Genomic DNA, 9,719 nt, shown 5'->3' with positions numbered 1-9,719 from the left:
CCTCATTCTTTCCTCTCTTTTCCTTCGTACCACAAGAGTCAGCCGCTCTTCTCTGCATTTTCATGTCGGGGTTGCGGCTAAAACGCCATGGTTGTGTTCTGTATCTATTATAATGCGAAATGTGCAGAGGGAAAACGCCGACTTGGTTGTGTCATCTTTTCCGTTTCCGCTTTTGCACCGGTTTGGTAGGACCGTGAAGCAGGCGGTGAGCGAGTGCAGGCCGCGGCGTAATGATTCCGTCTGTTCCAAGGTGAATCATCTGCTGGATTTCCACCAGCGTATCGACTTGATACGGCACAATCTTTAATTCGTGCTCACGACAGGATGCAAGTAATTCTTTGGTGATTTCCTGCACCGGGGGATGGATGTAGGCGCATGCGTATTCCTTCGCGTACTTCCACGGTTCTTTTAGCCGCCCGAAATAAAGAAAGGCGATATCGGATTTGCAGCCGTTCTTTCGCAGCAGTTCCAGGCTGAACGGATTGAATGTGGAGATGACGACCTGCCCGCTCATATTATGATGATGGACAAGCTCCATTACTTTCTGTTCGAGTCCGTTACGCATCGCAAAAAAATTTTTTAGTTCGATATTTATCATAATGTTCTTACCGGTTATGCGCTTGAACACCTGACCCAGCGTCGGGATGCGGACACCTGCGAATTTGGCATTTTTCCAGGCTCCGAAATCCATTGCCTGCAGTTGTTTGAGCGTATAGTCGCTCACTTTTCCTTTTTGGCCGGTGATGCGCTGCAGAGTCCAATCATGAAACACGACAACTTGGCCGTCTCTGGTCAACTGCACATCGAGCTCGATGCCGTTTGCCCCTTCTTTTATCGCCTGTGTAAAAGCGGGGAGCGTATTTTCCGGATATAGAATGGAAGAACCGCGATGTGCATAAATAAGAAACATATTATTCATATATAAAAAAGCCTCGCTTATTTTTTTATCAGTTTATTTGTATAAATTATGCGGAGGGAACCATACTAATGATAACGATGGACAGTAGCCAAGCGGTAAGGCAACGGACTTTGACTCCGTCATGCGAAGGTTCGAACCCTTCCTGTCCAGCCATCTTATACATAGCTCTGAAGGACGGCGATATCGCCGGGTATGGAAAACCAGGCTCTAGGGGTCTGGTTTTTTTATGGTATAGGAAAGTATATTTCGCTTTACAGTGATAAAGCAAAATATACTTTCCTTCCATTCGTAAGCGAGAAAAAACTCGCGAGGCGTGTGCCAAACGTTCCTTTTTCCTTGTGGAGCGTGTGACGCGGAGGGAGACAAAGACCGGCAACTGTCTCCTTCCCTGAACGACCCGGATGTTTTGTCGGTCCGACCGGAGCGACACAAAGCGGCTGTTTGGCTTCTTTGAGGAAAAAGGACGAGCGGCAACGCCCGCGAGTTTTTCTCAGCACATTTATGAATGTACAGGCGTAAGCGGGTAGGGGTATACTTAGAATATAGAGAACGGAGGGAAGAAGATGGATGCTGCATGGTATGTAAAATCATTTCAGAAGGATTATTCCACACTGTACCAACACCGGGACGAAGAGTCGGCGCGGAAGGAGATCGACAGTCTGCTCCGCGAACTTCCGCTCCCGAAAACGGGACGTGTGCTTGATTTCTGCTGCGGCGATGGGCGTCATTCGCGTGCGCTGGCCCGACACGGATACGAAATTGTAGGATTTGATTTGTCCGAGTATTTGCTTGCACGGGCCCGCGAGAAAACGGATGCCGCAAACGTTACATATTACCGATACGATATGCGTGAAATTCCGTTTGAGAGCGAATTTGATATCCTGTTTAACCTGTTTACCAGCTTCGGCTATTTCGAAGAAGACAATGAAAACGAGAAAGTGTTGCATAAAATGGCACAAGCCCTTAAACCCGGCGGACATTTGGTGATTGATTATTTAAACCCGCTGTATATTGAAGAGAAGCTTGTTCCGGAATCGACGCGTGAAGTTGACGGCAAGCAGATTGTTGAACGACGCAAAATCGAAGACGGCTTCGTTATTAAAGAAATTAGCATTACAGAGAACGAAACGACGCGCCAGTTCTGGGAACGGGTGCGTCTGTACAGCCGTCAAGAGATGGAGTCCATGCTTACAAAAGTTGGAATTGAAGTGCGGGATGTGTACGGCGATTACGATTTTCAGCCGTATTCCAAAGACGGCAAGCGAATGCTTATTTACGGCCGCTGCGTCAAATAACACGAAAAAACGGCAAAGCGCTGTTTCCTCCAAGAGAGGGAGCAGCGTTTTTTTAATGTATAGGAAAGTATATTTCGCTTTACAGTGATAACAAAAAACGAGGCTTGCCCGGCCTCGTTTTTTGTTTCTTATTTACCTAACTTTGCAATTTCAGCCGTAATTTCGATTAGCGCCTGTAGCGCTTCAATGGATTGGAAAGCGAAAAGCGGGAGAGCGACGACATACAATAAGACTTCACCAAGCGTATGAGCAAATTGCATCGTAAACACCCCTCTTTTTTGAAAATTATAAATTAATAGTATACTAATGATAAAGCATTAACAATGTTATTACAATGATATATGAAAAATACCTGCGATCGATGGCACTGGAAATTTTTCCATTATTCATTATGTCTGAAAAAGAAGGAGAAAATCGTGCAGTCACCTGCGGTAGGAAGAGACAAAACAGCCGGATCGTGTTATCGCAAAAGGGGGAGGGGACGACATATTGCCGAATATGTTACATCTGTGTGAGAACGGGGAAAAAAATCTATCCTTTTATTTGTAACGTTACTTATTCGTGATAAAATAAAGGAGGAGGTGTATGTCGTGGACTATAGTAAGATGTGTCCGAAGTATGAGTCGGCCATTGAGATTCTCGGCAAGAAATGGTCTGGATTAATCATTCGCGTGCTGCTGGGCGGTCCAAGGCGATTTAAAGATATTAAAGCGCAAATTCCGGAGATGAGCGATCGGATGCTGACGGAGAGAATCAAAGAATTCGAAGAAGCAGGCATTCTTGAGCGCAAAGTATATCCGGAGACACCGGTGCGCATTGAATATGAATTAACCAGAAAAGGACGAGACCTGCAGCAGGTCATCGAGTCGATCCAGCATTGGGGCGAGAAATGGATGTAAGATAGGGGCCGCACGAAAGCCAGACCGCTGAACGATCTGGCTTGTTTTTCATCCATAAGCGTATTTATTTTTTACGTAAAAGGGGAGATTAGAAGCGACCACCAAGTTGCTGCTCAGCCATTTGCACCAAACGCTTGGTAATTTCGCCACCAACAGAACCGTTTTGACGAGAAGTGGTGTCCGGTCCGAGTTGTACTCCGAATTCGGAAGCGATTTCGTACTTCATTTGGTCCAGCGCTTGCTGTGCACCAGGTACTACCAGGTTGTTTCTGTTAGAGTTGCGTTGGTTTTGAGCCATGGTTTGTTCATCTCCTTACGAGAGTTTGTAGTATCAAGGATATTCATCCTTGTAAGTATATTGTCACAAAACATTCACGAACTTAAACATGGTAAATTATAGAATGTGAAGGCGACGGGGGGAGCCTGATGGTTTTACAGCTGGTACTATATTTTGGAGGTCTTGTGACTTTTGCCGTGGCGCTGATTACGTACTTTGCCGCAAAGCGAGCGTGGCCGGCACCGGCTATACTGATGCCAATGTTTGTATTCGTATCGTATTATTCGGTAAACCAGCAAACCATTCTTTGGATTGGGGCAGGGTTTTCGCTGCTGGGGTATTTGGTCGCATTAACGATTAAAATTTTGGTACAAAGAGATAGGCAGCAACAGAGATAAAGAAAGGAGAACTCCATGAAGCAAATTACGTGCCCTTATTGTGGAAAAGAAGTAACCGGAAACCATCGCTACGAGGTAAAGTGCTATCACTGTGGGAAGCATAGCTATTTAACGGAAGGCATGATACCCGAGCAGGAGAAGCGGGAGATGCTGGCCGCGGCTCGCCAGTACGCATTCGCGTATGTACCGCAGCATGTCCGCGAGTACGTCGATAAATACGGCCTGGCCCAGTCCGGTCCGACCACGCTGCGCTGGTTCCGTGATCACGATGAAGAAGCATACCGTAAGATGACGCAGTTTCTTGACGAGAAACTGGACGAGCAGACACTGCGCAGCCTGCATAAAGAATATGACGGGGAAATGCCGTTTGTGCTGTTTGCACTCGATCGCCTGGATTTTCCGCTGCAGCGCGCATCACTCGAATGGGAAGCGGATCATACAGGCAGCAGCGAATTTTAAATGCATAGAGAAGCTAAAGTCCTTATTCGTATGTACGATAAGGGCTTTTTTTTATTCCTTTTTTTAATGAAGAAAGCAGGATTTATCCTTCGCATTGTGCAATCTAAAAAAGAAAACCTCGGAAAGGAAGAGAGCAATGGGGAAACTAAATGAAATTGATCTTAATCAAAAATTCGAAACGAAAAAAGAATACAAAGAGGAATTAAAAGAATGTCAGCTTATGCTGCTGGATCTACAGCGCCGGTTCCACCAGGCGGGCATTCCGCTTATTCTTGTATTTGAAGGTTGGGATGCAGCCGGTAAAGGAGGTGCCATCCGCCGCCTAACCGAGAAGATTGATCCACGCGGTTTCCAGGTGCATTCGATCAGCGCTCCGAATTTGATTGAGAAACAATACCATTATTTATGGCGGTTCTGGAATAAGCTCCCCCGCAAAGGCCAGATTGGTATTTTTGACCGTTCCTGGTATGGACGGGTTCTGGTCGAGCGGGTAGAGAAGTTGGCCAAGAAGGAAGAGTGGAAGCGTGCCTACGATGAAATCAATGCGTTTGAAAAGATGCTGACCGATGACGGCGCTGTTATCGTTAAATTCTGGATGCATATCAGTAAACAGGAACAGCTTGAGCGGTTTGAGGAACGAAAAGCGAACCCGTTTAAGCATTGGAAATTGACCGAAGAAGATTGGCGTAACCGGGAGAGATGGGACGATTATGTGGAAGCGGTTGAAGAAATGCTTGAGAAAACCGACACACCGGGCGCACCCTGGAAGATTATTGCAGGCAATTATAAATGGCATGCACGCGTAAACGTGCTAAAAACGGTAGTCCGGGCGATGCAAACCCGCCTGCAGACTGAAAAATAAACGGTGGAACGGTTGCGCTGGCGGAGCGGGGATGATAGATTAATGACATAAAATGTACACAAATTGTGTGTAGACAAATAAGAGGAACAGCGGTGAGTGGAATGATTGAAACAATAGAACGCCTATCTAAGACCCAGGAGGGAAGGACTAATGTCCCTGTCGAAGTGCTGTATTACCGTATCGAGAGATTGAAGGAAAACTTTGTTGCCGCAGGAGATGAGAAAAACGCCAAAAAAGCGGCACAGTTGCTTGAAAAGTTGTACAAAAAAGAATTCACGGTCGCTTTCTGCGGCCACTTCTCCGCAGGAAAATCAAGCATGATCAATACGCTGATGGGGAGTCAGGTTCTGCCGTCAAGTCCGATTCCTACCAGTGCCAACGTTGTAAGCATCAAAACCGGGAAAAAATCTGCCCGTATTTTTTTGAAAAACAGTGAGCCGGTCGATTTTGGCTCCGATTACGATGTAAGCCAGCTTAAGAAATACGCGGTTGACGGAGACGAAGTAGAGACGATCGAACTGTATCATCCGTCCAACCTGCTAGGGGAGACGATCAGCATTATGGATACGCCGGGTATCGACTCGACGGACGATGCGCATAAGGTATCAACCGAATCGTCGCTGCATCTCTCCGACGCCGTATTATACGTCATGGACTACAACCATGTCCAATCCGAAGTGAATTTCAGATTCACCAAAACATTAAAAGACCGGGGTGTGCCGGTGTATTTGGTCATCAATCAGATTGACAAGCATGTGGATTTCGAATTAAGTTTCGCAAAGTACCGGGAGAGCGTGATTGATGCATTTCGTCACTGGGACATTGAGCCGGACGGTATTTATTTTACGTCACTGAAAGACGTGAATCATCCGGAGAATGAGTGGCCGGCTCTGCTTGGGAAGCTCGGTGAGCTGTTTAAAGAAAAAGAAACACTCATCATCCCGAGCATCATGCGGGCAGCCATGTATTTAATTGATGAGCACCGCAAATTCTTACACGATAAGCATGCGCTGCAGCGCGAGCCGTTTGAGCGCTTGCTCGAACAAAAGACGACGGAGGAAAATGTGCAGGAGAAATATGCGCTGCTGTCCGGGCGTCTTGCTTCTCTATTTGAACCGGCGGAAAAGCTGGAGAGCGAAGGGAAACAGGAAGTGCAGAACATCCTGGACAATGCGCCGCTGATTCCGTTTTCGACACGGGAGCTGGCCCGCCTATTTTTGGAGAGCCGGCAGCCGGGCTTTAAGGTCGGGTTCCTTTTCTCCGGAAATAAAACAAAAGAAGAGAAGGCGAAGCGTCTGCATGATTTATATGCAGAGTTATCCGAAAACGCATCGGCGCATCTTGAGTGGCACATTAAAGGGCTTTTGCGTACGTTGTCCGAGAAGTACGGCTACGATGACAGCGAATATCAGAAGCGGGTAATGGAATTTACGGTGCCGTTTTCCGAGGAACTGCTGGAAAACGAGGTGAAGCCAGGCGCGTTGACGGGCGGCGAGGCTATTCTGAACTACTCCAAGGATATTGCAAACGCCGTGAAAAATTTGTACCGTCGTGCGGCGCTTGATATGCTTGAAGATGCGGCGCAGGCTATGCGCAGGCAGGCCGAAACGCAGGCTGAGAGCATCCGTCAGGAGCTTGCCGCCATCCGCGAGCTGAAAGAGGCGGAAGATGAATTGGCTGCATTGGGCAGGCGGGAAGCCGAAGCGGAGGCTCATTTGATAGACATGATTGTGAACGGCGTACCGGGCGAAGAACAGGCCAGGCCGCTGCCTGCCTGTGAACAGCAGGCAGCAGAGCAAGTAGCTGCTCCTGCCTCTTCCACTAAAGGTATAGAAGCCAAGAAGCCGGTCAGCCTGACGACGGTCAAAGAACAATCGACTTCTTCTGCAGGATATTCTTCAGCGATTAAAAAAGACTACAAATCGCACAGGTTGGAAACGGCAGAAATGCTGCGCCGGAGCGCACAGAGCGTGCATGATGTTCCAGGGCTTGCCGGCATTGCGCGTGCAATGGAGCAGCGTGCCGAAAGACTTGAGAAAAATAGATTCACAGTAGCGTTGTTCGGTGCATTCAGCGCGGGTAAATCGTCATTCGCAAATGCTTTGATGGGCGATTTAATTCTGCCTGTCTCACCGAATCCGACGACAGCGGCCATTAATAAAATTTTGCCGCCGGACGAACAAAATCCGCATGCCAGTGTGCGGGTCCGTTTAAAAAATTATACAGATATTACCAGTGATGTAGTGTATTCACTTAAGGTGTTCGGCATTCAGGTTGACACGATTGAACAGGCGATCGAGAAAACATCCATGCTGGATGCAGGCGACGTTCATCCGACCGCAAAGCCGCATTACAGCTTCTTGCGGGCTGTACAGAAAGGATATCGCGAGATTGAAGCGCAGCTTGGCCAGGAGATTATTATCGGGCTGAAAGAGTTCCAGGAGTTCGTCGCACAGGAACATAAAGCGTGTTTTGTGGAATGGATCGAGCTGTATTACGATTGCCCGCTTACCCAGCAGGGCATCATCCTGGTGGATACGCCGGGGGCCGATTCAATTAACGCCCGTCATACGGGAGTCGCATTCGAATACATCAAGAATGCGGATGCAGTGTTGTTCGTGACGTATTATAACCATGCCTTCTCGCATGCGGACCGCGAGTTTTTGATTCAGTTGGGCCGCGTGAAAGACACGTTTGCCATGGATAAAATGTTCTTTATTGTCAATGCGGCCGATCTTGCACATTCACAGGAAGAATTAGACGGCGTGGTCGATCATGTGGTGCAAAATTTGGCAACCTGCGGCATTGTGCGTCCGCGCATCTATCCCGTATCGAGCCAGACTGCGCTTCTGGCGCGGATGGGAGAGCGCGGTAAGCTGAGTGATTCGGCAGCCGGGATTCTGCGCAAACGTCTTGGCGTTGGGGAAGGAGAAGCGCTGCCGCCTGTGGATGAAGCGCTCCGTTTTTCCGGGCTTCAGCATTTTGAGGATGAATTCATTTCTTTCACGCTCGAAGAACTGACGCAGATTGCGTTGAACGAGGCGTTCGCCGAAGTGCGCCGTGCCGTGCAGACGATGGACGATTTTATCGTTGCGGCGCGCCAGGACGCGAGCCTGCGTGACCGGAAGCTGCGCGAAGCGGAGCAGCATCAGGAGAAAGCGCTGAAAGCAATCCGTGAGCTTGATGCCACGGCGGATATCCAGGCGGTGGAGAAAGAAATTCAGGAGCTTGTATATTATGTGAAGCAGCGAGTTATGCTCCGTTTCAGCGAAGCATTCCGTTACTCGTTCAATCCGTCAGCGTTGCAAAACGATGGGCGCAATATCCAAAAAGCGCTGCAGCTTGGCTTAGAAGAACTGTCCCGGTTTCTGGCGTTCGATTTGGCGCAGGAGCTGCGAGCTACCGCACTTCGTACGGAGAAATTCATGGCTGGAGTCGGTGCAAAGCTAATCGAGAAGCTGGAAGCCCGAATGCAGATTGAGCATTTTGAGCTGCGCGCTTGGGAACCATCTGTATACGACACGCCGGATTTTGCCGGCCAGTTTCCGCAGGGTACGACCGGAGAGCTGCAGAGTGCGCTTAGCCTGTTTAAGAATCCGAAACAGTTCTTCGAGCAGGGCGGTCAGGAGAAAATGAAAGAAGCGCTCGAAGAAAAGTACCAGGTGCCGGTGCAGGCTTATGTCAGTGAGGGCGAGCGGATACTGCGCGAATATTATCTATCCCAGTTTGAAAAAGAAATTGCCAGGGTAAGAGAGCGGGCTTGCGCCGAGGTGGAAGAACACTTCGCAGGTCTTTTGGCTGCACTCGGCATGAAGATGGACGTAGAGAGCCTGGTAGTCCGTAAGCAGCAGGTAACGAAGATGCTATCCGTTACTATGGAAACTGTAAATGTAAAAGAAAAGTAGATTATTTCTTGCAACTCTATGTTTTTTCTACTATAATGGAAGAAGCAATATAGAGAAAAAACAATGTGGTGGGTGAATACCGGATGAAAATCATTGAAACGAACCTTGTAGGTCAGGAATTTTCTTTTGATTTAGTCGACACTGTTCTGCATGAGATTGGATTCAACCGCGGTGGCATGTTTGAGTATGATTGGGCAGCGTATGATTATCCGCTGCTAACGTCAAAACTGTCGGATTACGTGTTTCTCCGCATTTTTACGCGTGCGACATCCGGCCAGATTGAACGCAGCAACTGCACGGTACAGGTGACAGACGTTACGATTACCGGTGCGAAATACCACGAAGGACTCGATTTCAGCAGAGAGATCGAGAAGCAGTATGTTGACCGTTCCCGTGAAATTCTGGGAGAAGTGGCACGGCGCCTCAAGGTGGATAAGATTGACATAAATGTCCGCGATGCCAGCGTGGTGGACTGCGAAGTTCGTAGCGGTGTTCGCCCTGTGTTTTAAACGGCAGGTAACGAGAAGTCTCCGGCCGGTTTTAGGCGGAGGCTTTTCTTACGATTTTCACAGAAAACCACCATGGCGTCTCAGCCGCAACCCCGGCATGAAAATGAGGGGAAGGGCGGCTGACTTTTGTGGTACGAAGAAAAAGAGAGGAAAGAAGGAGGAGAGGATTTCAATGGGGAAAAAGGCGAACGCCTTT

General features: G+C 48.3%; 10 protein-coding genes and 1 tRNA gene. 8 read left to right on the top strand and 3 right to left on the bottom strand.

Annotation, left to right across the window (positions count from 1 at the left end; all coding sequences use genetic code 11):
- Nucleotides 1-151 precede the first annotated feature (151 nt).
- Entirely contained in the window at nucleotides 152-919 is a 768-nt protein-coding gene (locus B2899_RS14450) for a glycerophosphodiester phosphodiesterase (RefSeq protein WP_146811102.1), read from the bottom strand.
- A 78-nt stretch (nucleotides 920-997) separates the two neighbouring features.
- Between B2899_RS14450 and B2899_RS14445 the strand changes: the two genes are divergently transcribed.
- Both B2899_RS14445 and B2899_RS14440 read left to right on the top strand, forming a co-directional pair.
- Nucleotides 998-1,072 (top strand) — tRNA-Gln (locus B2899_RS14445).
- 410 nt (nucleotides 1,073-1,482) lie between these two features.
- Nucleotides 1,483-2,214, top strand: a complete 732-nt coding sequence (locus B2899_RS14440) for a class I SAM-dependent methyltransferase (protein ID WP_286886734.1) — start codon at nucleotides 1,483-1,485, stop codon at nucleotides 2,212-2,214.
- A 128-nt stretch (nucleotides 2,215-2,342) separates the two neighbouring features.
- Here the strand turns inward: B2899_RS14440 and B2899_RS14435 are convergent, their stop codons facing one another.
- Complete coding sequence (locus B2899_RS14435; RefSeq protein WP_281286020.1) at nucleotides 2,343-2,474, bottom strand: hypothetical protein; 132 nt, start codon at nucleotides 2,472-2,474, stop codon at nucleotides 2,343-2,345.
- 330 nt (nucleotides 2,475-2,804) lie between these two features.
- Here B2899_RS14435 and B2899_RS14430 point away from each other — a divergent pair, with 330 nt between their 5' ends.
- Nucleotides 2,805-3,113, top strand: coding sequence for a winged helix-turn-helix transcriptional regulator (locus B2899_RS14430; RefSeq protein WP_146811100.1), 309 nt, complete (start codon nucleotides 2,805-2,807; stop codon nucleotides 3,111-3,113).
- Between the two features lie 88 nt (nucleotides 3,114-3,201).
- On the opposite strand, the gene B2899_RS14425 is transcribed toward B2899_RS14430, so the two are convergent.
- Complete coding sequence (locus tag B2899_RS14425; RefSeq protein WP_146811099.1) at nucleotides 3,202-3,411, bottom strand: alpha/beta-type small acid-soluble spore protein; 210 nt, start codon at nucleotides 3,409-3,411, stop codon at nucleotides 3,202-3,204.
- Between the two features lie 128 nt (nucleotides 3,412-3,539).
- On the opposite strand from B2899_RS14425, the gene B2899_RS14420 reads away from it, so the two are divergent.
- From B2899_RS14420 to B2899_RS14400, 5 genes are all read left to right on the top strand, one after another.
- Nucleotides 3,540-3,788, top strand: a complete 249-nt coding sequence (locus B2899_RS14420) for a hypothetical protein (protein WP_146811098.1) — start codon at nucleotides 3,540-3,542, stop codon at nucleotides 3,786-3,788.
- A gap of 15 nt (nucleotides 3,789-3,803) precedes the next feature.
- Nucleotides 3,804-4,247: a hypothetical protein gene (locus tag B2899_RS14415; RefSeq protein ID WP_146811097.1), complete on the top strand. Its 444-nt coding sequence runs from the start codon at nucleotides 3,804-3,806 to the stop codon at nucleotides 4,245-4,247.
- 136 nt (nucleotides 4,248-4,383) lie between these two features.
- Nucleotides 4,384-5,109 (top strand): polyphosphate kinase 2 family protein, encoded by a 726-nt coding sequence (locus tag B2899_RS14410; RefSeq protein WP_146811096.1) that lies wholly within the window; start codon nucleotides 4,384-4,386, stop codon nucleotides 5,107-5,109.
- A 101-nt stretch (nucleotides 5,110-5,210) separates the two neighbouring features.
- Nucleotides 5,211-9,014 (top strand): dynamin family protein, encoded by a 3,804-nt coding sequence (locus tag B2899_RS14405; RefSeq protein ID WP_286886737.1) that lies wholly within the window; start codon nucleotides 5,211-5,213, stop codon nucleotides 9,012-9,014.
- Nucleotides 9,015-9,097: 83 nt separating this feature from the next.
- A complete protein-coding gene (locus B2899_RS14400; RefSeq protein WP_146811094.1) occupies nucleotides 9,098-9,523 on the top strand; it encodes a YugN family protein in 426 nt (141 codons plus the stop codon).
- Nucleotides 9,524-9,719: the final 196 nt, after the last annotated feature.

Origin of the sequence: Aneurinibacillus sp. UBA3580 (genome assembly GCF_002375825.1) — a bacterium.
Taxonomy (GTDB): Bacteria; Bacillota; Bacilli; order Aneurinibacillales; family Aneurinibacillaceae; genus Aneurinibacillus; species Aneurinibacillus danicus.
The sequence above is the reverse complement of the archived record's forward strand: the minus strand, read 5'-3'. Positions and strand labels throughout refer to the sequence as shown.